The organism is Pseudomonas sp. JV414 (genome assembly GCF_032424305.1).
Taxonomy (GTDB): Bacteria; Pseudomonadota; Gammaproteobacteria; order Pseudomonadales; family Pseudomonadaceae; genus Aquipseudomonas; species Aquipseudomonas lini.
The window spans coordinates 825,289-848,606 of record NZ_VYKC01000022.1; the positions used below are offsets into that span (position 1 = coordinate 825,289).

22 protein-coding genes and 1 pseudogene are annotated in these 23,318 nt (G+C 56.3%); 13 read left to right on the forward strand and 10 right to left on the reverse strand.

All coding sequences use genetic code 11. The features are described 5' to 3' along the window. Positions 1 to 23: 23 nt before the first annotated feature. A complete protein-coding gene (gene thpR / locus F6R97_RS27710; RefSeq protein WP_038983847.1) occupies positions 24 to 563 on the forward strand; it encodes an RNA 2',3'-cyclic phosphodiesterase in 540 nt (179 codons plus the stop codon). A gap of 391 nt (positions 564 to 954) precedes the next feature. Here thpR and F6R97_RS27715 read toward each other — a convergent pair whose 3' ends face one another. From F6R97_RS27715 to F6R97_RS27735, 5 genes are all read right to left on the reverse strand, one after another. After that, positions 955 to 2,052 carry a polyamine ABC transporter substrate-binding protein gene (locus tag F6R97_RS27715; RefSeq protein WP_315867434.1) on the reverse strand — a complete coding sequence of 366 codons (1,098 nt, stop codon included), beginning with the start codon at positions 2,050 to 2,052 and terminating at the stop codon, positions 955 to 957. A gap of 141 nt (positions 2,053 to 2,193) precedes the next feature. Beyond that, positions 2,194 to 3,078: an ABC transporter permease subunit gene (locus tag F6R97_RS27720; protein WP_038983843.1), complete on the reverse strand. Its 885-nt coding sequence runs from the start codon at positions 3,076 to 3,078 to the stop codon at positions 2,194 to 2,196. Further along, entirely contained in the window at positions 3,075 to 3,956 is an 882-nt protein-coding gene (locus F6R97_RS27725) for an ABC transporter permease subunit (protein WP_174160179.1), read from the reverse strand. Before F6R97_RS27725 ends, F6R97_RS27720 begins: the two co-directional genes overlap by 4 nt. Positions 3,957 to 3,985: 29 nt before the next feature. After that, a complete protein-coding gene (gene potA / locus F6R97_RS27730; RefSeq protein ID WP_050681360.1) occupies positions 3,986 to 5,128 on the reverse strand; it encodes a polyamine ABC transporter ATP-binding protein in 1,143 nt (380 codons plus the stop codon). Between the two features lie 350 nt (positions 5,129 to 5,478). After that, on the reverse strand, positions 5,479 to 6,240 hold the full coding sequence (locus F6R97_RS27735; protein WP_315867435.1) for a gamma-glutamyl-gamma-aminobutyrate hydrolase family protein: 762 nt from the start codon (positions 6,238 to 6,240) through the stop codon (positions 5,479 to 5,481). A 279-nt stretch (positions 6,241 to 6,519) separates the two neighbouring features. On the opposite strand from F6R97_RS27735, the gene F6R97_RS27740 reads away from it, so the two are divergent. The 9 genes and pseudogenes from F6R97_RS27740 to F6R97_RS27780 all read left to right on the forward strand — a co-directional run bounded on the left by F6R97_RS27740 (position 6,520) and on the right by F6R97_RS27780 (position 16,769). Beyond that, the gene (locus F6R97_RS27740; RefSeq protein WP_050681361.1) at positions 6,520 to 7,896 is read left to right on the forward strand and encodes a glutamine synthetase family protein; all 1,377 of its coding nucleotides are present in this window, start codon (positions 6,520 to 6,522) and stop codon (positions 7,894 to 7,896) included. Between the two features lie 213 nt (positions 7,897 to 8,109). Next, positions 8,110 to 9,600, forward strand: a complete 1,491-nt coding sequence (locus F6R97_RS27745) for an aldehyde dehydrogenase (protein ID WP_038983835.1) — start codon at positions 8,110 to 8,112, stop codon at positions 9,598 to 9,600. Between the two features lie 52 nt (positions 9,601 to 9,652). After that, complete coding sequence (locus F6R97_RS27750) at positions 9,653 to 10,936, forward strand: FAD-binding oxidoreductase (RefSeq protein WP_315867436.1); 1,284 nt, start codon at positions 9,653 to 9,655, stop codon at positions 10,934 to 10,936. Between the two features lie 365 nt (positions 10,937 to 11,301). After that, positions 11,302 to 11,850, forward strand: coding sequence for a cupin domain-containing protein (locus F6R97_RS27755; RefSeq protein ID WP_008011722.1), 549 nt, complete (start codon positions 11,302 to 11,304; stop codon positions 11,848 to 11,850). Positions 11,851 to 11,928: 78 nt separating this feature from the next. Beyond that, positions 11,929 to 12,375, forward strand: a complete 447-nt coding sequence (locus F6R97_RS27760; protein ID WP_315867437.1) for an NUDIX hydrolase — start codon at positions 11,929 to 11,931, stop codon at positions 12,373 to 12,375. A 257-nt stretch (positions 12,376 to 12,632) separates the two neighbouring features. Then, a pseudogene (locus F6R97_RS27765) lies at positions 12,633 to 13,094 on the forward strand (GNAT family N-acetyltransferase); the annotation flags it as partial. A gap of 175 nt (positions 13,095 to 13,269) precedes the next feature. After that, positions 13,270 to 14,265, forward strand: a complete 996-nt coding sequence (locus F6R97_RS27770; protein WP_038983830.1) for an isocyanide synthase family protein — start codon at positions 13,270 to 13,272, stop codon at positions 14,263 to 14,265. Beyond that, a complete protein-coding gene (locus F6R97_RS27775; RefSeq protein ID WP_315867438.1) occupies positions 14,262 to 14,981 on the forward strand; it encodes an HAD-IA family hydrolase in 720 nt (239 codons plus the stop codon). The genes F6R97_RS27770 and F6R97_RS27775 overlap by 4 nt, the downstream gene beginning before the upstream one ends. Positions 14,982 to 15,008: 27 nt before the next feature. After that, positions 15,009 to 16,769 (forward strand): isocyanide synthase family protein, encoded by a 1,761-nt coding sequence (locus F6R97_RS27780; protein ID WP_315867439.1) that lies wholly within the window; start codon positions 15,009 to 15,011, stop codon positions 16,767 to 16,769. A 252-nt stretch (positions 16,770 to 17,021) separates the two neighbouring features. Here the strand turns inward: F6R97_RS27780 and F6R97_RS27785 are convergent, their stop codons facing one another. Beyond that, positions 17,022 to 17,345, reverse strand: coding sequence for a hypothetical protein (locus tag F6R97_RS27785; RefSeq protein WP_038983825.1), 324 nt, complete (start codon positions 17,343 to 17,345; stop codon positions 17,022 to 17,024). A 184-nt stretch (positions 17,346 to 17,529) separates the two neighbouring features. Beyond that, complete coding sequence (locus tag F6R97_RS27790) at positions 17,530 to 17,820, reverse strand: fructose-bisphosphate aldolase (protein WP_315867440.1); 291 nt, start codon at positions 17,818 to 17,820, stop codon at positions 17,530 to 17,532. A gap of 592 nt (positions 17,821 to 18,412) precedes the next feature. Between F6R97_RS27790 and F6R97_RS27795 the strand changes: the two genes are divergently transcribed. Next, a complete protein-coding gene (locus tag F6R97_RS27795) occupies positions 18,413 to 18,802 on the forward strand; it encodes a hypothetical protein (RefSeq protein WP_315867441.1) in 390 nt (129 codons plus the stop codon). Positions 18,803 to 18,817: 15 nt separating this feature from the next. After that, positions 18,818 to 19,240: an HD domain-containing protein gene (locus F6R97_RS27800; protein WP_038983820.1), complete on the forward strand. Its 423-nt coding sequence runs from the start codon at positions 18,818 to 18,820 to the stop codon at positions 19,238 to 19,240. A gap of 211 nt (positions 19,241 to 19,451) precedes the next feature. Here the strand turns inward: F6R97_RS27800 and F6R97_RS27805 are convergent, their stop codons facing one another. Next, positions 19,452 to 20,201, reverse strand: coding sequence for a crotonobetainyl-CoA--carnitine CoA-transferase (locus tag F6R97_RS27805; RefSeq protein WP_038983819.1), 750 nt, complete (start codon positions 20,199 to 20,201; stop codon positions 19,452 to 19,454). Then, a complete protein-coding gene (locus F6R97_RS27810; RefSeq protein WP_038983818.1) occupies positions 20,198 to 21,352 on the reverse strand; it encodes an MBL fold metallo-hydrolase in 1,155 nt (384 codons plus the stop codon). Before F6R97_RS27810 ends, F6R97_RS27805 begins: the two co-directional genes overlap by 4 nt. A 354-nt stretch (positions 21,353 to 21,706) precedes the next feature. Here F6R97_RS27810 and F6R97_RS27815 point away from each other — a divergent pair, with 354 nt between their 5' ends. Further along, positions 21,707 to 21,865 carry a hypothetical protein gene (locus F6R97_RS27815; RefSeq protein ID WP_231669681.1) on the forward strand — a complete coding sequence of 53 codons (159 nt, stop codon included), beginning with the start codon at positions 21,707 to 21,709 and terminating at the stop codon, positions 21,863 to 21,865. A gap of 566 nt (positions 21,866 to 22,431) precedes the next feature. Here F6R97_RS27815 and F6R97_RS27820 read toward each other — a convergent pair. Then, complete coding sequence (locus tag F6R97_RS27820) at positions 22,432 to 23,259, reverse strand: NAD(P)H-dependent oxidoreductase (RefSeq protein WP_315867442.1); 828 nt, start codon at positions 23,257 to 23,259, stop codon at positions 22,432 to 22,434. Between the last annotated feature and the right edge of the window lie 59 nt (positions 23,260 to 23,318).

Below are 23,318 nucleotides of genomic sequence, written 5' to 3' on the forward strand. Positions count from 1 at the left end.
CCCGAAGCCTTGAGGTGGCAGACATGAGCGATGAATCCCGTGAGCCGTTCAAGCGGCTGTTCTTCGCCCTGAACTGCGCCCCCGAACAACGCCGGGCCATCGCCCAATGGCGCAACGCGCTGGGGCTCAACATCGGGCGCCCGGTGCCGGCGGAAAACTTTCATCTGACGCTGCTGTTTCTCGGCACGGTGGGGATGGCGCAGATAGCGGGCGTCTGCGAGGCCGCTGCCAATGTCCGGATGCCTGGCGTGCCGTTGGTGGTTGTGCTTGATCGTCTGGAAGTCTGGCGTCGTTCCGGGGTTTTGTTGCTGGCGCCCGAGCAGGCAGAACCGCAGTTGCTGCGGTTGGTGTATGCGCTGGAACAGGCCATGTTGCCGTTTGGCTTTGAAGACACCCGTCGGGAATTTCGCCCGCATTTGACTCTGATGCGCGACTACCGCGCGCCAGTCCCTGAATCCGCTACGCCGCCAGAGTTTTTCCTGCGTGCTGACCGCTTCACCTTGTTCGAATCCCATAAAGGCCGGTATCGGGCGCTGGCCGAATGGCCGTTGGTTTCTTCATAAAAAAAGGCGCCCGAGAGCGCCTGAAATTCACCTTAACCGAGGAAGCCAGGTGAAGCCGTTCTTCTGAGAGGAGTGCAGCGGTGGTAAGGCGCTGCGTGAACGGAAAATGGTTGAAACCTTGCCACTGATCGTTCCCACGCTCTGCGTGGGAATGCAGCCCGGGACGCTCCGCGTCCCTTCCAGAGCCGAACGCGGAGCGTCCGTGGAGGCATTCCTTTGCTGCGCGTGGGAACGATCATCTGCGCTCCACCACGGACTCCTGTGGGAGCGGGCTTGCTCGCGAAAGCGGTGGGTCAGTCACTAATGATGTTGAATGTGATGGTCCCTTCGCGAGCAAGCCCGCTCCCACATTTTGCTCCGTGGTAGTCAGATATTTTGTGTTCGATTTGCATCACTTACCGAGCTTCACCCGCGTCCAGCCCCGGGTCATCACCCGCTGAATACCGATCGGCATATCTGGAATCGCATACAGCGTCGCCATCACCGCTAGCGGCGGATACGAACCCGGGTCGTCGCGAATCGCTTCATCCACCAGTGGCGTGGCCGCTGCGTTGGCGTTGCTGTAGCCGACGCTGTTGGTGACTTCGGCAATGATGTCCGGGCGCATCAGGAAGTTCATGAACAGGTAGGCGTTGTCGACGTTGGCCGCGTCCCGTGGGATGGCGACCATGTCGTAAAAGCTGCCGGCGCCTTCTTTCGGGATGCTGTATTCGATCTTCACTTTGTCGCCGGCTTCCTTGGCACGGGCCTTGGCTTGCAGCACGTCGCCGGAGTAACCGACGGCGACGCAGATGTTGCCGTTGGCCAGGTCGGAGATGTACTTCGACGAATGGAAGTAAGCCACCGACGGCCGAATTTTCATGAACAGCGCTTCGGCTTCGGCGATCTGCGCCTTGTCCTGGGAGTTCACCGGGTAGCCCAGATAGTGCAGGGCGGCCGGGAGCATCTCCGTCGGCGAATCAAGAAAGCTGATGCCACAGGCTTTGAGCTTCGCGGCGTTTTCCGGTTTGAACAATAGGTCCCAGGAGTTCACCGGCGCATCAGTGCCCAGCACTTCCTTGACCTTGGCCGGGTTGTAACCGATACCGATCGAACCCCACATATACGGGAACGCATGGCCGTTGTCAGGATCGCTGGCAGAGGCGTTTTTCAGCAGTACCGGGTTGAGGTTTTTCCAGTTCGGCAGCTTCGATTTATCCAGCGGCTGATAGACGCCAGCCTTGATCTGCTTGGCCAGGAAACTGTTGGACGGCACCACGATGTCGTAGCCGGATTTACCGGCCAGCAAGCGTGCCTCAAGGGTTTCGTTACTGTCGAACACATCGTAGGTCACGCGGATGCCGGTCTCGTCTTCGAACTTCTTGACCGTGTCCGGGGCGATGTAATCCGACCAGTTGTAGACGCGCAATACCTTGTCATTGGCCTGGGCACCGGTAGCCATCGCGCCCAATAAGGACAGTGTCAGCAGAGTCCTGCCAAACATTTTCATCGGTACAACTCCATTTTCTTTTTGTAGAACACAAAACCAATTGTAGGAGCGAGGCTTGCCCGCGAAGAATGCACCGCGGTTTTTCAGGTATTACGCGTCATCGTTCTTCGCGGGCAAGCCTCGCTCCTACAGGTTCTTCGTCTAGGCCGTTGCTTCAACTCGCTGGTTTTTCGGTTGCTGCCAAGACTCGCTAGCAGTCTGGTCCATCGCTTCCTGGATCGCCCGTTTGCGCGTGGCTTCGGCCTTGCGGCTGAAGTACCAGACGAGGAAAGTCACCAGCGACACCGCCAACAGAATCAGACTCGCCACGGCATTGATCTCAGGCTTCACACCCAGACGCACCGCCGAGAACACTTCCATCGGCAAGGTCGTCGAGCCTGGGCCAGAGACGAAACTCGCCAACACCAGATCATCCAGCGACAGGGCAAACGACATCATGCCGCCCGCCGCCAGCGAAGGCGCGATCATCGGGATGGTGATCAAAAAGAACACCTTGAACGGACGCGCACCCAAGTCCATGGCCGCTTCTTCAATCGACAGGTCCAGCTCACGCAAACGCGCTGAAACAACAACCGCCACATACGCTGCGCAGAACGTGGTGTGCGCAATCCAGATCGTCACCAAACCACGTTCCTGCGGCCAGCCAATCAACTGCGCCATGGCCACGAACAGCAGCAACAGCGACAGACCAGTGATCACTTCCGGCATCACCAACGGCGCCGTCACCAGACCACCAAACAGCGTGCGACCCTTGAAGCGCGTCACACGGGTGAGCACGAAAGCGGCGAGGGTGCCCAACGCCACGGCGGCAATCGCTGTGTAGCAGGCGATTTCCAGGGAGCGCACCACCGAGCCCATCAGTTGCGAGTTGTCGAGCAGGCCGACGTACCACTTCACCGACCAACCGCCCCACACCGTCACCAGTTTCGAGGCGTTGAACGAGTAGATCACCAGAATCAGCATCGGCAGGTAGATAAACGACAGGCCGAAAATCAGCATGAACTTTGAAAATCCGAAGCGTTTCATCCCCGTCCCTCCATCTCTTTGGCCTGGCTGCGGTTGAACAGCAGAATCGGCACAATCAGGATCGCCAGCATCACCACTGCCAAGGCGGATGCCACCGGCCAGTCGCGGTTGTTGAAGAACTCTTGCCAGAGCACTTTACCGATCATCAGGGTTTCCGGGCCGCCCAACAGTTCCGGAATCACGAACTCACCCACCACCGGAATGAACACCAGCATGCAACCGGCGATGATCCCGTTTTTGGCCAGCGGCACAGTGATTTTCCAGAAGTTGTTGAAGTTGCTCGAGCCCAGGTCCGACGCGGCTTCCAGCAAGCTCTGATCGTGCTTGACCAGGTTGGCGTACAGCGGCAACACCATGAACGGCAGGTACGCGTAAACCACCCCGATATAGACCGCGGTGTTGGTATTGAGGATCTCGATCGGCTGCGACGTGAGCCCGGTCCACATCAGGAATGCATTGAGCAAACCGTTGTTGCTGAGAATGCCCATCCACGCATAGACGCGGATCAGGATCGCGGTCCAGGTCGGCATCATGATCAACAGCAGCAAAACGTTCTGCGTTTCCTTGTTGGCCTTGGTGATCGCATAGGCCATCGGGAAACCGATCACCAGGCACATCAGCGTGCTTAAAAACGCGACCTTCAATGAACCAAAGTAGGCCGAGACGTACAACTCATCTTCGGTCAGCAGCGAGTAGTTGCCGATGTTCAGCAGCAGCTGAAATTTCTGTTCGGCGAAGGTGTAAATCTCGGAGTAGGGAGGAATGGCCAGCGCCGCTTCCGAGAAGCTGATCTTCATCACCAGGAAGAACGGCAACAGGAAAAACAGGCACAACCACAGGAACGGAATGCCGATGACCAGTTTGCGCCCACTGGGCACCAGGCGCAGGAACTGCTGATTGAAGGTTCTCATGAGCGCAGTACCACGCCGCTGTCGTCTTCCCACCATACGTAGACCTGATCGTCCCAGGTCGGGCGCGCGCCACGGCGTTCGGCGTTGGCCATGAACGACTGGACGATCTTGCCGCCAGGCAATTCCACGTAAAACACAGAGTGGCCGCCGAGGTAGGCGATGTCATGCACCTTGCCCTCGGACCAGTTGTAGCGAGTCTCGGGCTTGAGGGTGCTGACCAGCATTTTTTCCGGGCGGATGGCGTAGGTGATCGACTTGTCCTGCACCGAGGTACTTACGCCGTGACCGACGTAGATCTTCTGTTGTAGATCCGGGCTGTGAATGATCGCGTGACCTTCCAGATCCTCGACCACGGTGCCATCGAAAGCGTTCACGTTGCCGATGAACTCACAGACCATGCGGCTGACCGGCGCTTCATAGATGTCGACCGGGCTGCCGATCTGGGCGATCCAGCCCAAGTGCATGATCGCGATGCGCTCGGCCATGGTCATGGCTTCTTCCTGATCGTGGGTCACCATCACGCAGGTCACGCCGACCCGCTCGATGATTTGCACCAACTCCAGTTGCATCTGCGAGCGCAGCTTTTTATCCAGTGCGCCCATCGGTTCGTCGAGCAGCAACAACTTCGGCCGCTTGGCCAAAGAACGGGCGAGGGCGACACGCTGACGCTGGCCGCCGGACAACTGATGGGGTTTGCGTTTGGCGTACTGGGTCATGTGCACCAGCCGCAGCATTTCTTCGACACGGGCGTCGATTTCGCTGGCGGGCAAACGGTCCTGCTTGAGGCCGAAGGCGATGTTCTGCGCCACCGTCATGTGCGGGAACAGCGCGTAGGACTGGAACATCATGTTGATCGGCCGTTCGTACGGCGGCATGTCGGTGATGTCGACACCGTCGAGCAGAATCCGCCCTTCGGTCGGGCGCTCGAAGCCGGCGAGCATGCGCAGCAGCGTCGATTTGCCCGAGCCGGAACCGCCGAGCAGGGCGAAGATTTCCCCTTGATGGATCTCCAGGGACACATCGTCCACGGCGGTGGTTTCGTCGAATTTCTTGGTGACGCGGTCGACTTTCACCAACACCTTTTTCGGTGCCTGGTGACCTTCAAGAGCCTTCCTGTAGATGCTGGAGGCGTTTGCCATATGAAACTCCCAACAGGTTTCAGTCGTCGGGCCAACGCGGCCTGACTTAGTAGTTGATTGCAAGCCCAAGCCGTACGGTGCCAACGCGACCCCTGTAGGAGCGAGGCTTGCCCGCGAAGACGGTGTATCAGTCGACATCATCGTTGCCTGACACACCGCCTTCGCGGGCAAGCCTCGCTCCTACAGGGATTTGCGCTTACCCGTACCGGAGGGCTTATTCGGCACCGCCGTCCTGGCTGCCTGGTCGTACTTGTTGTTATTGCGGTTCATCTATTACGTGAGCGACCGGCGCGCAAAGGCACGCCCGCCAGACTCACGGGGGCAGTTAAATCGTTGAATGCTTTTTGACGTCAGCGCGAATTATGCAGCGCCGCCCGTTGCCGGCACGCTTCGCCAAACGCCTGGAAAATACTCAAGTAGGGAGGATTCGAAAGCACCTGCCATTCCGGGTGCCATTGCACGCCGACAGCGAAGGCCTTGCTGTGCTCGACGGAAATCGCCTCGATCAAACCATCCGGCGCGATTGCCTCGGTGCGCAGGCCGGGAGCGAGTCGGTCGATGCCCTGGCTGTGAATCGAATTCACCTGGAACACCTGCGGCAAATCCAGCGCTTCGAACACACCGCCCGGTTGCACATTTACAAGATGAGCAGGCGCGTATTGCACAGCCAGGTCCGGGTGATCCGCTTCGCGGTGATCGAGATAGCCGGGCAGCTCATGCACCTTCTGATGCAGGCTGCCGCCGAACGCCACGTTCATTTCCTGAAAGCCCCGGCAGATGCCGAGCACCGGAACACCGGCGGCAATGGCTGCGCGCAATAAGGGCAGGGTGGTGGCGTCCCGTTGCGGATCGTGATCCGTACCGGGGGCACTGGCCGGGCCTTGATAGTGGAAGGGTTCCACATTTGATGGCGAGCCGGTCAGCAACAGACCGTCGAGCTGCGCGAGCAGGTCATCGATTTCGGTCAGATCGCCTAAGGAAGGAATGACCACTGGCAACCCCAAAGCCGCGACGCTGACAGCACGCAAATACTTGTCGCCGCTGACGTGGTAGGGGTGCAGGCCAATCTGTTTGACGCACGCAGTAACGCCGATCAATGGCTTGAATGCCATTTTTATCACCTCGAAGTTTCACACTTGAACGAGCTTTTCCGGAGCTTAGCCTTGTTGATTTTAATTAACAACTCTCATGTAAAAATTCTAAACGCCGGGCGTCCGATCTTCAGGATTTACGCGGTGTGCAAGACTTGTTTGGCACTCTTGTGCCCAAAAAAGCCCAGAAAATAAAGGGTGAGAGGCCGGGTGTTCGCTATTGACTTCACTTTGCCGTTCGGGTTGACTGGGCTCGTGAACGTGAAGTGAACATAATAATTAACAGCTAATAGGTGCATCATGTCGGTCCCTCTGCGTGCCGTTCAACTCAACGAAGCAAACGCATTCCTTAAGAAATATCCTGAGGTTTTGTACGTCGACCTTCTGATTGCGGATATGAACGGTGTGGTGCGCGGCAAGCGCATCGAACGCACCAGTCTTCATAAGGTTTACGAAAAAGGCATTAACCTCCCGGCGTCACTGTTTGCCCTGGACATCAACGGCTCCACGGTGGAAAGCACTGGCCTGGGTCTGGACATCGGCGACTCGGATCGCATCTGCTTCCCCATCCCCAATACGCTCAGCATCGAACCCTGGCAGAAGCGCCCGACCGCGCAGCTGTTAATGACCATGCACGAACTCGAAGGCCAGCCGTTTTTCGCTGACCCGCGTGAAGTGTTGCGTCAGGTGGTGAGCAAGTTCGATGACATGGGCCTGACCATTTGCGCAGCGTTCGAACTCGAGTTCTATCTGATCGACCAGGACAACGTGAACGGTCGTCCGCAATCGCCACGCTCGCCGGTGTCCGGCAAACGTCCGCACTCGACTCAGGTGTACCTGATCGACGACCTGGACGAATACGTCGACTGCCTGCAAGACATCCTCGAAGGCGCGAAAGAGCAGGGCATCCCTGCCGACGCCATCGTCAAGGAGAGCGCCCCGGCGCAATTCGAAGTGAATCTGCATCACGTCTCCGACCCTATAAAGGCCTGCGACTACGCGGTGTTGCTCAAGCGTCTGGTGAAGAACATCGCCTACGACCACGAGATGGACACCACCTTCATGGCCAAGCCGTATCCGGGCCAGGCGGGCAATGGTTTGCACGTGCACATTTCGATTCTCGACAAAGAAGGCAACAACATCTTTGCCAGCGAGGATCCCGAGCAGAACGCCGCACTGCGTCACGCGATCGGCGGTGTGCTCGAGACCCTGCCGGCGCAGATGGCGTTCCTCTGTCCGAACGTTAACTCGTACCGCCGCTTCGGCGCGCAGTTCTACGTGCCGAACTCGCCAAGCTGGGGCATCGACAACCGCACCGTTGCGGTACGTGTGCCAACCGGTTCGGCAGATGCCGTGCGCATCGAACATCGTGTAGCCGGCGCCGACGCCAACCCGTACCTGCTGATGGCGTCGGTGCTGGCCGGTATTCACCACGGCTTGACCAACGAAATCGAACCGGGCGCCCCGGTCGAAGGCAACAGCTACGAGCAGAACGAGCAAAGCCTGCCGAACAACCTGCGCGATGCACTGCGCGAGCTGGACGACAGCGAAGTCATGGCGCGCTACATCGACCCGCTGTACATCGACGTGTTCGTGGCGTGCAAGGAAAGCGAGCTGGCCGAGTTCGAAAACTCCATCTCCGACCTTGAGTACAACTGGTACTTGCATACGGTTTGATTGGCCTAGCGGTGTATGCATTCTCTGCATGCGCCGCCAATCAAATGTGGGAGCGGGCTTGCTCGCGAAAGCGGTGGGTCAGTCGCCATCAATGTTGAATGTGATGGCCTCTTCGCGAGCAAGCCCGCTCCCACAGTGGATTGCGGTGTTCTGATACTTAACTGGTTGGCATCAATCCAACGATCAACTATTCCTCTGCGTAGAGTCACAACCATGACAAACACTCGCAGCGACTGGGAGCAACGCTTCCAGTCCCTCACACTAGAAGGCCGCGCATTCATCGATGGCCAATACCGCGCGGCACTCAGCGGCGATACCTTCGAATGCATCAGCCCCGTCGACGGCCGATTCCTGGCGAACATCGCCAGCACCGACGAAGCCGACGCCAATGCCGCCGTACAGGTTGCACGCCGCACATTCGAATCCGGCATCTGGGCCAAACTGCCCCCGGCCGAGCGCAAGCGCATCCTGATTCGTTTCGCTGATCTGATTCTGCAAAACCAGGAAGAACTGGCGCTGCTCGAAACCCTGGACATGGGCAAACCGATCAGCGACTCCATGAGCATCGACATCCCGGCGACCGCCAACGCGATTCGTTGGAGCGCCGAGGCCATCGACAAAATCTACGACGAAGTCGCCGCCACACCGCACGACCAACTCGGCCTCATCACCCGTGAACCGACAGGCGTGGTCGCTGCCATCGTGCCGTGGAATTTCCCGCTGATCATGGCCAGCTGGAAATTCGCTCCGGCCTTGGCGGCAGGCAACTCGTTCATCCTCAAGCCTTCGGAAAAGTCACCACTGACGGCCATTCGCATCGCGCAATTGGCCCTCGACGCCGGCATCCCCAAAGGCGTGTTCAACGTCCTGCCTGGCTTCGGTCACACCGTCGGCAAGGCGCTGGCGTTGCACATGGACGTCGACGTGCTGGCCTTCACCGGCTCCACCGCGATTGCCAAGCAACTGCTGATCTACGCCGGGCAAAGCAACATGAAACGCGTCTGGCTGGAGGCGGGCGGCAAGAGCCCGAACGTGGTGTTCGCTGATGCACCAGACTTGCGCGCAGCAGCTCAGGCCGCGGTCAGCGCGATTGCCTTCAATCAGGGCGAAGTCTGCACCGCTGGCTCACGCCTGCTGGTGGAGCGCTCGATTCGCGAGCCATTCATTCCACTGCTGCTGGAAGCGCTGCAAGCCTGGAAACCGGGCCACGCCCTGGATCCGGAAACCACCGTTGGCGCCGTCGTCGATCAGCGCCAACTGGAGAACGTGCTGCGCTACATCCAGATCGGCAAAGACCAGGGCGCGCAACTGATCGCTGGCGGCAATCGTACCCTCGCAGACACCGGTGGCCTATACGTGGAACCGGCGATTTTCGATGGCGTGACCAACGCCATGACCATCGCCAGGGAAGAAATCTTCGGCCCGGTGCTGTCGCTGATCACCTTCGACACCGCTGAAGAAGCCCTGCAGATCGCCAACGACAGCATCTTCGGTCTGGCGGCCGGCGTGTGGACCAGCAACCTCAGCAAGGCCCACACCTTCGCTCGCGGTTTGCGCGCCGGCAGCGTCTGGGTCAACCAGTACGACGGCGGCGACATGACCGCGCCGTTCGGTGGGTTCAAGCAGTCGGGTAACGGTCGGGACAAATCGCTGCACGCGTTCGACAAATACACCGAACTCAAAGCGACCTGGATCAAGCTCTAACACTTTTACAGCGGCGGTCGCCGGCACATGTTGGCGGCCCTCGGAGAAACGTATGAAACAAACCCATGTAAACAGCTACTACGCCGCCACCCGTAATTTCACCGGTGACTTCCCGGTGCTGGAACAAGCGGTGGACTGCGACGTCTGCATCATCGGCGCCGGCTACACCGGCTTGTCCTCGGCGCTGTTCCTCAGCGAAGCGGGCTACAGCGTCACCGTACTGGAAGCCGCCAAAGTCGGTTTCGGCGCCAGCGGTCGCAACGGTGGCCAACTGGTCAATTCCTACAGCCGCGACGTCGATGTGATCGAAGAACGCTACGGCGACAAAACCGCCGAAGTGCTCGGCAGCATGATCTTCGAAGGCGCCGACATCATCCGTTCGCGCATCAAAGAGTACGACATCAAATGCGACTACCGCCCCGGCGGCATCTTCGCTGCGCTGAACAAAAAGCAACTCAACGGCCTGGCCGAGCAGAAGAGCAGTTGGGAGCGCTACGGCAACAAAAACCTGAGAATGCTCGACGCGGCTGACATCAAGCGCGAAGTCGGTTGCGACAACTACGTCGGCGGCCTGCTCGATATGCAGGGTGGCCACGTTCATCCGCTGAACCTGGCCCTCGGTGAAGCCGCTGCGATCATCAGCCTGGGCGGCAAAATCTACGAGCAATCCGCCGCTGTGGAAATCACCTACGGCGAGCCGATCACCGTGCGCACCACCAAAGGCGTGGTTCGGGCCAAGTACCTGCTGATCGCCGGCAACGCCTACCTGCCGCAAGACCTCGACAACCGCGTCACGCGCAAAAGCATGCCCTGCGGCTCGCAAATCGTCGTCACCGAGCCGCTGTCCGAGAAAGTCGCCCGCAGCCTGATCACCAACAATTACTGCGTTGAAGACTGCAACTACCTGCTCGACTACTACCGCCTCACCGCCGACAACCGCCTGCTGTACGGCGGCGGCGTGGTCTACGGCGCCCGCGAACCGGACGACATCGAACAACTGATCAAACCAAAAATCCTCAAGACCTTCCCGCAATTGAAAGACGTAAAAATCGACTACCGCTGGACCGGCAACTTCCTGCTGACCATGTCGCGCATGCCGCAATTCGGTCGCATCGAAAAAAACGCCTACTACATGCAAGGCTACAGCGGCCACGGCGTCACCTGCTCGCACCTGGCCGGCAAACTCATCTCGGAAATGATCCGCGGCGACGCCGAACGCTTCGACGCCTTCGCCTCCCTGCCACACATGCCCATGCTCGGCGGCCGCACCTTCCAGGCCCCACTCACCGCCATGGGCGCCGCGTATTACGCACTGCGCGACCGGTTCGGTATCTAACCCAGACCCAATCTCTGCGGGCGCGGGCTTTCGTGGCGAGGGGGCTTGCCCCCGTTCGGCTGCGAAGCAGTCGTAAAACCAGCACATTCGGTGTACCTGATGCACCACGGTTGCAGGTTTTGGGGCCGCTTCGCGACCCAACGGGGGCAAGCCCCCTCGCCACAGTTCCCGCTCAAAAACTGACTGGCATCAGAGGCCGGCAGCTTTTTGCATAGCCGTTTATCGAACCTGCTGAGCAACACCAACAAACGTGATTTAATACCCGCCTTCCACGGTTCCGGGACGGGAAACGGCGAAATCCGCGGCCACCAGTCGCCCGCCACCCACCCCCATTACCCCTTAAGTATTCTTCGCATAAGGCTGTCATGGACACGGGCTCACGACTCAAATTAGTACGCGAAAGCTACAAACTGTCCCAGCGCGAGCTGGCCCGGCGTAGCGGCGTCACCAATGCCACCATCTCCCTGATCGAACAGAATCGCGTCAGTCCCTCCGTCAGCTCCCTGAAAAAACTGCTCGAAGGCATCCCCATGTCTTTGGCGGACTTCTTCACCTTCGACCAGCCGCCGCGTGAGCATCAATACGTGTTCCGTGCCAATGAACAGCCGGACCTCGGGCGTCATGGGCTGCGGTTATTGCTGATCGGGGCTTCGGTGCCGAGCCGGCAGATGCGACTTTTGCGCGAGCAATACGCGCCTGGGGCCAGCTCTGGTGAAGAGCCCATCGTGCATGCTGAGGGGGAGGAGTGTGGGCTGGTGACTCGGGGGACGGTTGAGTTGACGGTGGATGGTCAGATTAGTGTGCTGAATGCCGGGGATGGGTATTACTTTCCGACGACGTTGCCGCATCGATTTCGCAATATTGGGGCGGATGAGGCTGAAATCATCAGCGCCAACACCCCGGCTAACTTCTGATACCGATAGCGAACATCAAACCTGTAGCAGCCATCGGTAGCTGCTACGGGCTTTTTCAAAGTAAATGGACTTCACCTCATGACCACACAACGCATCCGCCCCCTCGCACTCTGCGTCTTCCATCACAACGGAAAAATTCTGGTCAACGAAGCTTACGACTCAATAAAAAAACAGACGTTTTTCCGCCCGCTCGGTGGAGGCATCGAATTCGGCGAAACCAGTGTCCAGGCAGTTGTGCGAGAGGTACAAGAGGAACTCGGGTTACCCATCTCTGATGTTCGCTTACTCGGTACGCTTGAGAGCATCTTCACTTATGCCGGCACTCCAGGGCATGAAATTGTTCAGGTGTACGATGCAAAATTTGTGGATGCGAACGTCTACGAATTGCCGCAGTTGAAGGCGTGTGAGAGTGACGGCACGGCCTTCATAGCGAAATGGCATGGCGTCGCAAGCTTCACTAATGGGTCACCTTTGGTTCCAGATGGACTTTATGAGCTTCTGAAGAAAGTCGCATTGCTGGATTGATATCTGAAGCAGCAAAGGAGTGACTTGAGGGGACTTCTCCTGGTCCTTCCGCTCCACGATTGACAACCCGAATCATCCCAAACACTATCGACCCATGACCTACACACGCCGCATGAACATGATGTGCTCCTCCATGACCGCCGCTGGCGGGCCATGAGGTCATGCGTTCATAGGATTTGACGTAAAAACCCAAGGCCTCGCCAGAAATGGACGGGGCTTTTTAGTTCTCCGTCTACCGATGGCTAACGGAGAACGAAATGTTCGAGATTAGACGCGCCACGCACAGCGATGCCCAAACTGCGTTCGACATTCGCCTTCAAGCGATACGGCATCAATGCATCGGTGCCTATACCACGGAGCAAATGCTGGCCTGGACGGCAGGAGCAGCCAAGGACGGGTATAGCGACCTGATGGATAAGCACTTTTATCTGGGCTGTATTCAGGGTGAGCCGGTGGCGACAGGAATGCTTGACCTAGATAGGAGCGAAATCGGCGCGATCTTTGTGCTCCCGAGCTTTATGCAACGAGGCTTTGGCTTGAAAATCCTGGACCACCTTGAATGCCTGGCACGAGATCTGGGGCTGAAGGAGGTCAATCTGGACGCCACGTTGAACGCCGCTGACTTTTACCGGCGCTGCGGTTTCGTTGGTGACGAACCTTCTATTTACCATTCGCCCTCCGGGCTGCAGCTGGCTTGTGTACCGATGGTGAAAGCGTTAGACAGGATTGATAGCTTCACCGACGGCAGACCCGGAGGAGCTCGTGCAGACCGCAATATTCCTGATTGCCACGATTGACAGCCCTAACGACTTGTAGGAATTTAGCCGCCCTCAGGTAAGGAATATCTGCTGACGGCCAAAAAATGGCCGTTATTCACCACACAAGGGATTGTCTATGCAGGGTTCAAACACCGTTGCTCAACAGGTGTGCGGTCAGCTGGTGCACGAGCATCAGAACATCGCGCACATGAACATTGCCCGGCAAATCCTCGAATGCCTGTTTCGACGTCGTAGCCTTGCCCCGGGGCAGGATCACGAACTTTCGTTGCAGGTGCTGCAACCCCATCTGGCGAAAGTAGTGCAGGCGATCGAGAGCGGTCGCCAGATCGAAATGGTCTTGCCAGCCTTTCCCGGCAAGTCGCCGAGTCGCAAGAAAACCCTCAGCCATTTACCCGATCTTGCTGAACATCATGCAATCGACGAGTTACACCGCCTGTGCAAGGAGATCCAGGAGATCTACGCACCGGGGGCGCTGATTCATATCTGTTCCGATGGCTATGTGTTCTCTGACCTGGTGCATGTTCCCGATGCGGACGTCAAAGCCTACACCGACGCTATTCAGGACTATGCCGAACAGCACTATCCCGGCACGTTCGCCCATTTCGATCTCAGGGATGCCTATCCTCCGCTTGATTGTCTGGACGCCATGCGTGAGGAGATGATGATCGAGCACGGTCAGTCATTGGTCTTGTTGCAGCAGCGCTTCAAGGATGATCCGCACATGATGTTGATGTACTGCGGCATCCATCGCTTCCTTTCCGAGGATTACTCGGGACTCAAAGTATTCGCCGGCATGAGCCTTAATGCGGTGAAGAAAGTCGCCAAACCAGCCTCGCAGCGGGTGATCCAGCGCAGTGAAGCCTGGAGTGCTCTGTTACAGGCGCGCTACCCGCATTGCCTGCGGCTGTCGATTCACCCGCAACTGGCGGTGTCGACGAAGATCGGTATTCGACTGGTGCCAACCAGTGACCTGTGGCGTACGCCCTGGCATTCGGTGGCCATCAAGCGGCGGGGTGTGGTTACCCTCGAAAAACGCAGCAATGTCGATGAGCGCTACCACCGCTTGGTGTTCCGCAAGGGGCGTCCTTGTCACTACGCCAGTGCTCAATGAGGGCGTCTCGGTTGCGGGTCGAAGCCGTACTCTTCGATTTGGATGGGACCTTGGTCGACACCTTGCCTGACATCACTTGGTGCCTGAACCAGGTGTTGCTCGAACACGGTTGCCCGGCGCAGACAGCGCAAACAGTGCGGGGTTATATCGGCGGCGGGGTCGCGGCGATGATCGAGCAGATTGCCACGCGGTTTGGCATTGCAGATGCGGTCGCGCTGCACCAGCGCTATGTGGCGCTGTATCAAAACAACCTTGTTCAATTTTCCCGGCCATTCAGCGGTGTGCTTGCCTTGCTCGAAGGCTGTCGCCAGTTGCACGTGCCGCTGGCAATCGTGACCAACAAGACTGAGGAAATGGCCCGGCAAGTAGCCGATGCGCTGCTTCCACAGAATACCTTCGGGACGATTCTGGGGCATCGCGCGGGCAGGGCGCTCAAGCCTCAGCCGGATGTGGCATGGGAAGCCGCCCGGCGATTGTCGGTTGATCCGCAACGCTGTTTGTTCGTCGGTGACACCGAGATCGATCTGAAGACCGCCCGTGTTGCAGGCATGTACTCGGCGGCGGTCACCTGGGGATATGGCCTACCCCCTGCATTGCAGGCCCAGGCCCCGAACTTTTGCTGCGAACAGCCGGCCGGATTGCTGCGCATTCTGCAGCAAGTCTGCGCTACAGCGCATGCATTCACCGAGCATGGCGACACCGTTAAATCCTATTGATACACACACTCTCAAGGAAGTTGTTCTATGGAACATAGAGACGCATGGATCGCTGCCGTCAGCGATTTGCTCGCGGGTTATCTGCTCAAAGGCACCGATGATTGTTTCGACACACAAGGCAGAGCGCATCTCGCGCTACGCCTGGGGCATTGCTTCGATCAGAGCCTGCCGGTGCGTCTGGTACTGCCAGGTTTTCCCTGCAAGTCACCAAACGCCATTGACCAGACACTCGGCGTGCTGCCGGACTACGGCGAGGTCATCGCCATCGAGCGCCTCGACCAGCTCGGCCAGGCCATCGCCGCGCTGCACGCACCGGGTTGTGTGGTGTCGATCCTCAGTGACGGCACGACGTTCAATGACATTGTTGGAGTCGCCGACGACGTTCGTGAGACCTACAACCGGGCGTTGCGTGAACTGTGCACCACCCATACGATTCAATGGGTCAGTATGGAAGACCTGTTCCCACAGGCCCAAAGTGCCGATTCGGTTCGCGCCAGCCTGGTCAAGCAGGCCCGTCTGCCCTGGAAAAACCTTGGGGATCTGATCGAGCAGAGCCGCGAAGATGACTCCCTCAGCCAGGCCCATGACCACCTCTGCAGTCACCTCTACAACGACCTGCGTCTGTGCCGTGAAGACGGGCAGAGCGAGGACGAGTACCTGCAGCAAATCAACTTCAAAGCCTACCAAATGATGTATCGCGGGCAGGCATTGAATGCGGCAGTGGATCGTTTCTTCGGTGATGACATTCGATTGTCGGTTCACCAGTACAGCAATGCCGGACCCAAATTCACCTTCGGCTTGGCCGAGGGGTTGACCCGTGTTTACAGCCCTTGGCATGCCGTGCCGGTGTGCAACCTCGATGGTAGCCAAATCCTTCGCACCCGCGCCCAGGTCGACCTTGACCACCATGTGCTGGTCACTTATGAAGGGCGGCCGTGGCTCTACCACCAAACAGAAAACCCGCAGGCCAAAGGCTTCGAATACGAACTGCAAAAACTTCCGCTGTTTGGCCTGGTGGTGCGGGACCCGTTGGGGCTGGGTTTCGAACGACTGTCCACGGGCCTGCTGGAGGCACTGGTGGAAACCTTCGGTTTCGTCTGCCTCAAGGACTGTCGCTTCGACGACCAGGACAGTTTTGCTCGCAGCTGCGAACGCTTCGGCACGCTGTACGAATGGGCCTTCGGCGCCGTGCACGTGGTCAAACCCGCGGACAAACCCCAAGGCGTGGTGCACTCGCTGGAGAAAACCCCTTTGCACTGGGACCTGAACATGCTGCCCGACAGCGACGCACAGGTTCAGCGCAATCCGAAATTCTGCGCCAGCAAATTCATGCTGTATTGCAAGACCGCGCCGCAGCCGGGCGAGGGCCAGACCACCGTCGTCGATAGCCGAAACGTACTGCGTAAAGTCGGGCAGCAAGTCGCCCGACAATGGCAGGACGTGAACATCACTTACTACACCAAAATGACCTACTTCGGCGGCTCGCCGCGCATGTACAGCCTGGTGGATCATCACCCCCGCAGCGGCGAACTCATCCTGCGTTATCAAGAGGGCACTGATTCGACACTGCAGACCCTGAGTCAGGCTGTGCAGGATCATGATGAGGAGGCTCAGCAGGCGTTGTTGGAACAGGTCAACGCGCTGGTTTATGACCCGGAGTGCATGATTGCCCATCAATGGAGTGAGGGGGATTTGGTGCTGATTGATAACTATCGGACGTTGCATGGAAGGCTGCCGATGTCGGCGGGTTCTTCGTCGCGGGAGTTGTGGCGGGTGCAGGTTTACTGATTGGTGTTGTCTTGCGGGCCCTGGAGACAGGGCCTTGCGAGAAATCCCCATCCGGCGATTTTTTATATATGCTGTATCCACAAAAAAACCGCCCCAAATAAAAATGGCGGTTTTTTTGTGGAGAAGCAGAATGTATCTGCTTGAGACGCTTAATTCTAATTAGCCTATTTGGTTTGTTTGAGTAATTGTTTGTGTGCGTGTAATTTAATCATTGTTATTTTGGCTTCGGCAAGTGTCCGAGTTGGCGTGTGCTCAGGTTTCTTTATAAAATTTCATTGTTGCAATATCGTTAGTGTTCGTATCTGAGGTGCGCCTGGCGACCCATTCGTTAAAGGAACGAGAGCCGTTCACATAGTCAGCCTCCCATTTCCAATTAAATCCTGAGGTTGAGAAGGTGAGTACTGTCTCGTTACGGTCAGTAAAGAAATTAAAATACCCGGTTATGCTTTCCCAATTGTTAGTTAAAGCGTTATGGAATTTTCCACTAAAGGTACCCGCTGGTTCGCTGTTTTCTATAACGTTCAGGCGGTATTCATTCTTTGGGCCGCCGTCATATGATCCATTAAGATTTGCCATTTCATGCTCTCCTGAGCTATCGAATCCATGTGCAGCATGAAGAGTTGCTGCCCAACAGATACTTAATGATTTTCGCTCGCAAATCAACTGTCATAAATAACAATCATTTAGATGAAGTCGCGATAAAAAATAAAGCCGCTAGATAGAATGTTGAGTAATGAGCACGGCTGTGGTTAAAAAAGGATTACCCCTTAGGCGTATCAAACCCACGCTGCTCAATCACCCGAAACACATCACTCACATCCTGGACCATGATCCTAGCAATATTGGTGACGGTGTTGATGTCGTGCTCGGCGTAGTCCGGCAGGCTGGTGCAGGCCATGAGGTTGAGGTATTTGAGGACGGCGCTGAGGCGTTCGCTGAGGCAGTTGTGGAGTTCGCGCAATGGGGCGTCGGCGTCGATGAGGAGGACGGGGTGGTCGGTGGCGAAGTGGGACATGGGGGTGTAGTGGCGGAGCGGGGTATTCATGGTCATTGGTAGTTCTCTAAGAAAGTAAATAGAGGTGCCACCTTTTCGCTGCGAAACAATTGGGTGGCAGCTGTACGCGGGTTCGCAGACCGAGAGATGACCTAAACCCGGCAGACTCGAAAGTCTCCCACGCACAACCGCCATGAAATGAAACGCGGGCGAATTTTGCCAGAGTTTTCATTCGACGGTGAAGGCCATCTGTTCTTGGGGCTGCGAAACCCTATCGCTAACTGCGCTCAGCGACAGACCCACTCTAGGCAGCGATTTTGATAGCCGCAACCGGGCTGTAGGACCACACGCGGTCACTGTGGCGAGGGGGCTTGCCCCCGTTCGTTGGCGCAGCCGCCGCAAAACCGGGCGTTGCGATGTGTCTGAGGAAACGGGCTAGCAGGGTTTGGGGCTGCTTCGCAGCCCAACGGGGGCAAGCCCCCTCGCCACAATAGGTTATTTCCTACGAGATTCTCAGACTTCAAAATCCTGGCCGCGCGTTCATCGAACGATCAGGCGCGGGTTTCGGTGGAGAGGACGCTTGCTTCCGTTCAGCGCCGCCACCGTCGTAGACTGACAGCCAACGGAAAACCAAGGATGGAACGCACCCATGATCGAAATCGGCAGTCGCAACAACGCCCCCACGCCGCAGCACAAAACCCGGGACGTTTACCTCTTCCACATCGACCTTTCCCGGCCTGACACGCCGTTTTGTTTCGAGCAGTCCATCGGTGGCGGTCATTGCGAGCAGGGTGGGGCGGTGTGGTTGGCGGTGTCGGAGCTTGAGGCTTGGCCGGGTGAGTGGCGTCTGCATTTGCAGAAGTCCGGTTGTGGCTGGGTCGCTGAACTGATGGATGGCCATCCGGGCGTCGATCAGGCGACGCTGGCGTCGATGATTCTCGAACGCCACGCCGAGGGCGCCAAGCCTGTGGGGCGGTGGAAAGCGATTGCAGGTTGGTTCAAGCGCAACATTCATTTCACCGGCCGTTACGGCGTTTAACCCGAGGAGAATCCCATGAGTCAGACACTGGAACGCGCCATTGCCATCGCCGCGGCGGCGCATGAAGGGCAGGTGGATAAGGGCGGTGCGCCTTACATCCTGCATCCGCTGAAAGTCATGCTGCGGGTGAACACGCTGGAAGAGCGCATCGTCGCGGTGCTGCATGACGTGGTCGAGGACTGTGGCATCAGCTTCGACGATCTGCGTAACGAAGGCTTCAGCGAAACGGTGCTGATGGCAATTGCGTCGGTGACCAAGGTGCCGGACGAGTCCTACGAGGAGTTTGTCGAGCGCGCCGCGCAGAACCCGATCGGGCGGGTGGTGAAACTGGCGGATCTGGAAGAGAACAGCGACTTGTCGCGGATTGCCCAGCCGTCCTGGGAGGATCTGGAGCGCGTTGAGAAGTATCGGCGGGCGATGGGGGTGTTGCGTTCGTAGCGAGTGGGTGAGGAGCTCGTCAATCCGTGCGCTGTTTGCCACTTGAGAATCTGTTTGCTCGCTGCGGGACTGCTTTATGTTTGTCGGCAGACTCGGTGTCGGTGAAGGGCATCTGCTTCATCGGCACCGAGGCTAACCGTTATAAACGTGTAGGAGGGTATTTCACCAACTAGAAGTCTATTTTAGAATTCATACGGTACATCGTTGTGGATTACAAACGAAAATATGAAGTATAAGGCAGGAAAGGCGACCTCTTGACTTCAATGCTGTTCATATCAAACACCTCAAGCAAGGCTTGTGTTTCGCCAGGGAAGTGAGGGCAATTTAATTCATCAAATACTATAATCGAACCTTTAGACAATCTTGGTTTGATCGCTTCCAGAACATCCTTGGTCGGCTTGTAAACATCCATATCAAAAATGGCCATCGATATGAGTGAGTGAGGATTCTCTTCAAGCCATTTTTTCGAGGTCACTGAAGCATCTCCCTTGATAAGGGAGTATTTCTTCAAGTGATTATTAGGGCTTAGCGATTCTTGAGCCTGAAGAAGCCGGTCTAATAGATTTTCATACCCGTCGTCGATATGAAAGTCCCCCGACTTTACTAGCGCGCCATCTTTTTCGTCAACCGCGGCGAACCCGCTAAAGGTATCAAACCCAAAAATATGCCTGGAGTAGTTGTAGGGTTCCTTGATCGCTCTAAGATTCAGTAGCGTTGCCAAACTGCTGCCATAATGAACGCCAAACTCGCAGATCGATCCTGCGACGGGGAGCATTTCATCGTATAGAAAATTAAGATTTAATATTCGCGCCAGTGTCGGTCTTGTCAGTGTAGCGACCGAAGGCCAATTCCAATATTCACCTGCGATGGTATGAATCTGGCCGTGAATATCCCGCAACTCTTTGTATGCATCTGCCTGATTGGGAGGGGTGAAAAACAGCTGACCGTCTTGAGTTCTCATTTGCTTTCCATTAAAAAGTTAAGGCCGCTCGAAATTATTTTGCTTTGAATCAGATAGGCCAGCTTAGAGACCTTGCTGTGAATGTTGGATATATTCTGATCTGGCCTGTGTATGAGCCCCATGCCTCCGATGATAATGGCTTCTAGTGTCAGCTCGGCATTCAATATCCTTGACCATACCTGTCGCGAAGCTTCATAGCCAACGGTACCTGTTTCATACTCATTTGAAGAAGTCATCAACTTGACTAGCGTGGGGCTGTCTATTTTATTGTTTATAAAGGTCTCAAGTCTCCTAAGCAGAAAATCAAAGAGCTCATCACTTGGCGTATCGTGAAACTGGCTTGTTTTTATGTCGATCCCTGAGGCGCACTGAATAAACGGGCCCGGGTTTCTGCACAAAAAGTCTTGCGCAAGCTCATAGAGCGATGCTTTATCCCAAGAGGTAGGGTATTGATACAGCGATTGATTCGCGTAGTAATATCCTTTATCAAGTCCTAGATGCTTAAGGTTTGCAGTGGTTGCATCTTGATAAGACTTGAAACGAGATTCAATCATCTCGTTCGTGCTTTGATTGTCAAAGGATGGGTAATTAACCGGAAAGCTATCGGCGATGCCAAACTGGATAAAGAAGTAACGATTTTCAACAGGGACCGCGCTTAAGCACTGATTGAGTGCTTCAGTCAGGGCCGTCGGATATTCGTGCCAATTATCATTGGCATGAATAACAGCGTCCGTTTCAGAAATGATCGTGACAATCGAATCATATTCTGTAAATTCCGGATTGATGAAGCATCTCAACTCCACCCCTTCGACGAAGTAAGCCTCATCCGTCAGTTCAACTGGATAACGACCTGTGAGACGCTCAATGCGCTTGGCCAATCCATTTGTCTTGAATTTCGGAACGAAGAACGTGGCGTCAGCCAAATGCTTCTGAATAAAGAACTCATCCAGGTGGTCGTCGTGACCATGCGAAATAATGACATTAAGCTTGCTTGCTGGAAGAGCGAGTAATTTTTCAATTACTTTTGTCTTGGGTGAGGGGTTTTGAATCCAGCCGCCAAACGCAGGTGAAATGTACCAGGGATCAGTAAGAAAAAAACTACCTTTCTCTTCCAGGAGCAATGAGGCGTGATTAACAAATTCTATATCCACCGACTGGACCCTTTACATTCATTAGTTAGATCGAAAACCAAACGGAAAATATAAGTTACATAATATCCTATTTTTATTTTGTGAGCAATCACCCGCGAAATATGGCAAATATGCCACTCTGCATGCATAACTACAACCTGCTAAAACATAATACTCCGTGGTCTTGGTTTTTTCGGATATTCGCACAGTGTAGTAATTTTTCCGCAGAACAGTTGTAATGTTGGAAGTGGTGTCAACTTACATCGTAGGTAACATGGTTTGCTTTCGCAGAGTTGGCCCGGCACAGACTTGCTGAACCTGATGCTTACTGAATTAACGGTGCAGAGGTAATGTTCCAGTCACCGGATTTGTTCAATGCAAATTGCGCGACTAATCAGCGAAGGGCTGGTCTCGATTATGCCCAATAGCACCACGTTGGTGACACCGTTCGAGATCGAAGAATTCCCTGATTACATCTCCGCACTGGACCTGATTCAGCGTGCCGTCACAAGGCTGGCGGCGTTATCCCGATGAGTCCGAGCAGGTCGCGCATGAACACACCATGCTGTTTCAGCGTCGTTTCCGGGCTTACATGCAGCAGAACCTCACTGGCAGCCTGTCCGTGAGTTAGCTCGTCACCTGGTCGCGTTAGTATTTTTCCATTCTGCGGTCATCCTCTTAGAAAAGAATCGGTCTAAAAAGCCCGACCCGGACTGCGATCGATTTGCTATTCTGAGGTTGTAGGTGAAGACGCAGACTGATGCGCAAAGGGATAGCGAGGAAGCGTGGGGCGCGCTCCCAAGGGTACACGGTTAGAAAGATCTCCGCGCTGAGATCCAGCCCTTATGCCGTGTGAGGCAGAACAGCCCATAGCAACAATTACTGTTCTGTGAGAGGCCCGATAAACCTTGTAAGCCAGAGACCAGCACTGGCCACCTACATCGATTCCATAAGCCCGCCTTGTGCGGGCTTTTTCGTGGGTACGCCACAGAGTCACGGATGTACACGGGCGGTGTAGGAGCTGGCGAAGCCTGCGATCTTTTGACGTTCGGCGTCAGTTGAATCGCTAAAGATCAAAAGATCGCAGCCTGCGGCAGCTCCTACGGATTGGCGTACGACTTTGACGCCTCGGATGGGGCATCGCGTTCCGACCATCTGACGTGAGCCGCAAATCCAGACTGATCCGAAGCAATCTCGGCGCGCAACGTGAGTTGCGGGATGTCGTACGCCCCGGCATTTTGCGGTCGGAAAGGAATCGGCGCGGTTTTCCAGAGGTCATCAAGCCGTTGGCCAAGCGCATCACAGGTCGTTGAAAATCTATCCTCATCCATGCGGCTGGTCCGATAGATCACGAACGGTGGCAGCACGTCGAAGCCGGGGTAAAACAGTACGCCATGCTGAATCGGGAATAACACATCATCGATGGGCCCATTGATGCCCCGCGGACTGTAATGCGACTCCCATCCGCCCGCGGTGACGATCAGCATCGCCCGTTTTTCCGCAAGCGTGCCTTCTCCATAACGATTGCCCCAGCGCGCATCGGAGTGTTCCCCCACGCCATAGGCAAAACCATAGGCATAGACGCGTTCCACCCAGCCTTTGAGGATCGCCGGCATCGAGAACCACCACAGCGGAAACTGCAGAATGACGGCATCGGCCCAGAGCAGTTTTTCCTGTTCGAGGGCGATGTCCTGGCTTTGCCGGCCTTCTTCAAACGCACGCTTGGAGTCCAGCGAAGGATTGAACCGTGAGTCGGCTGGCCGGCCGGGACTGTCATCGGCATCCAGCGAAGCTTTCCAGTCCATCGCGTATAGATCGGATACCCGCACCTGATGGCCGGCAGCCTCCAGGCGTTTGACGGCAAAGTCTTTGAGCGAACCATTCAATGATTTGGGTTCGGGATGGGCATAAACGAGCAGAACTTTCATGGCTGAGTCTCCAGTGTCAGGAGGCTGCAGAGTCGGGCTTTGCCCGGTATATTGGAAAT

Bases quoted from the DNA above. Each gene is read 5' to 3' on its own strand.
- thpR (WP_038983847.1), top strand. From the start codon at position 24: ATGAGCGATGAATCCCGTGAGCCGTTCAAGCGGCTGTTCTTCGCCCTG.
- F6R97_RS27715 (WP_315867434.1), bottom strand. From the start codon at position 2,052: ATGAAAATGTTTGGCAGGACTCTGCTGACACTGTCCTTATTGGGCGCG.
- F6R97_RS27720 (WP_038983843.1), bottom strand. From the start codon at position 3,078: ATGAAACGCTTCGGATTTTCAAAGTTCATGCTGATTTTCGGCCTGTCG.
- potA (WP_050681360.1), bottom strand. From the start codon at position 5,128: ATGGCAAACGCCTCCAGCATCTACAGGAAGGCTCTTGAAGGTCACCAG.
- F6R97_RS27735 (WP_315867435.1), bottom strand. From the start codon at position 6,240: ATGGCATTCAAGCCATTGATCGGCGTTACTGCGTGCGTCAAACAGATT.
- F6R97_RS27740 (WP_050681361.1), top strand. From the start codon at position 6,520: ATGTCGGTCCCTCTGCGTGCCGTTCAACTCAACGAAGCAAACGCATTC.
- F6R97_RS27745 (WP_038983835.1), top strand. From the start codon at position 8,110: ATGACAAACACTCGCAGCGACTGGGAGCAACGCTTCCAGTCCCTCACA.
- F6R97_RS27750 (WP_315867436.1), top strand. From the start codon at position 9,653: ATGAAACAAACCCATGTAAACAGCTACTACGCCGCCACCCGTAATTTC.
- F6R97_RS27755 (WP_008011722.1), top strand. From the start codon at position 11,302: ATGGACACGGGCTCACGACTCAAATTAGTACGCGAAAGCTACAAACTG.
- F6R97_RS27760 (WP_315867437.1), top strand. From the start codon at position 11,929: ATGACCACACAACGCATCCGCCCCCTCGCACTCTGCGTCTTCCATCAC.
- F6R97_RS27770 (WP_038983830.1), top strand. From the start codon at position 13,270: ATGCAGGGTTCAAACACCGTTGCTCAACAGGTGTGCGGTCAGCTGGTG.
- F6R97_RS27775 (WP_315867438.1), top strand. From the start codon at position 14,262: ATGAGGGCGTCTCGGTTGCGGGTCGAAGCCGTACTCTTCGATTTGGAT.
- F6R97_RS27780 (WP_315867439.1), top strand. From the start codon at position 15,009: ATGGAACATAGAGACGCATGGATCGCTGCCGTCAGCGATTTGCTCGCG.
- F6R97_RS27785 (WP_038983825.1), bottom strand. From the start codon at position 17,345: ATGGCAAATCTTAATGGATCATATGACGGCGGCCCAAAGAATGAATAC.
- F6R97_RS27790 (WP_315867440.1), bottom strand. From the start codon at position 17,820: ATGACCATGAATACCCCGCTCCGCCACTACACCCCCATGTCCCACTTC.
- F6R97_RS27795 (WP_315867441.1), top strand. From the start codon at position 18,413: ATGATCGAAATCGGCAGTCGCAACAACGCCCCCACGCCGCAGCACAAA.
- F6R97_RS27800 (WP_038983820.1), top strand. From the start codon at position 18,818: ATGAGTCAGACACTGGAACGCGCCATTGCCATCGCCGCGGCGGCGCAT.
- F6R97_RS27805 (WP_038983819.1), bottom strand. From the start codon at position 20,201: ATGAGAACTCAAGACGGTCAGCTGTTTTTCACCCCTCCCAATCAGGCA.
- F6R97_RS27815 (WP_231669681.1), top strand. From the start codon at position 21,707: ATGCAAATTGCGCGACTAATCAGCGAAGGGCTGGTCTCGATTATGCCC.
- F6R97_RS27820 (WP_315867442.1), bottom strand. From the start codon at position 23,259: ATGAAAGTTCTGCTCGTTTATGCCCATCCCGAACCCAAATCATTGAAT.